Annotated in this window: 1 protein-coding gene; it reads right to left on the bottom strand. The window is 57.7% G+C overall.

Translation table 11 applies throughout. The features are described 5' to 3' along the window. The coding region (locus tag AC4FWB_RS34445; protein ID WP_491030664.1) for a glycosyltransferase family protein at nt 1-1,008 on the bottom strand (1,008 nt) is incomplete at its 3' end. Between the last annotated feature and the right edge of the window lie 106 nt (nt 1,009-1,114).

Here is a 1,114-nt window from a genome sequence, read left to right as displayed (position 1 = left end):
TTGAACCTGCTCGTGACGCTCGGGATGCGCGGCCATGAAGGCGACCAGCTCTTCAGACATCCACCCCCAACGGCCGCAGAAAACCAAGGTTGGAAGTCGGTCGCCTAGAAGAGGCTGCAACCGATGCCATACTTTGAGGAGGAGGATATGGTTCTTTCTGATCTCGATGGTGGAGCAGTAAAGGACGAACTTCCTCCCATCGATCTGCCTTTCACCAGGCATATTCCGATCCGCGACGGCTTCCTTGAGGAACGCGCCTGGCGATGCAACCGCGACCAGCGGAACCCGGCCGGGATTGGACGCCGTTGCGTGACACTTCACCCTATCGGCGGTGTATTTCGACACACAGACGAGCAGGTCTGAATTTTCCATCTGCCACGCCGTGTTGCGGACAAAGCCGCGGGCATGGTGAGGACCGACGAATTGCGGATAGTCGATCGGAATGAGGTCGTGCATTATCGTGAAAATGTTGCACTGCATGCGTCCCGCGAGCTGCTTCGACGCAAGTTCGTGGACGCTCGCGCTGGAGAGAAAGCAAATGGCGCCTGTGTCTTTCAGCGGGTCTTTTGCAACCGTCCCCCGTCGAGACATGCCTGGCTTGACGAGCTTGAAAAGGCGGATGACCGTCTTGGACAGCTGAAACTTGAGCCCGCGCCTCTTCTCGCTGCCCGAGACGAATATCGCTGCCACGCGATCAAACTCGCGGCCGAAGGAAAACGGCGCGGCACGCATGATCGACAGCACTTTCCACAGGCGGGCGAGATACGCGCTCCTTTCGCCGTCGACGGGTTGCGGCAGCTCGCCATCGACCAGCCGCCGCAGGTAGCGAAGTTCCGTGTCACCCAGCACCTGACCACGCCCGCGCGCGTCCACAACGAAGAAACCGACAGGCGACGCCTTCCATTGAAGCGCCTGGCGAACAAGCGCCGTCTCTACCCGCGGTATGCCTACAGGTGGATGAGGTCCCCAACGGAAAGGCAGGGTAGCGTCGATATATAGTTTCTTCAACGGATTACCTTCATCGTTGCTCTAGCGCTATCAAGATAATTCAATAGCCAAATAGCACCACCTAGGACTAACCTCGTAAATATTACGGGAAAGTCATAGCCAGAAC

The sequence above is a fragment of the Mesorhizobium sp. LEGMi-168a genome (assembly GCF_058312955.1).
This window is presented reverse-complemented; position numbering and strand designations above follow the sequence as displayed.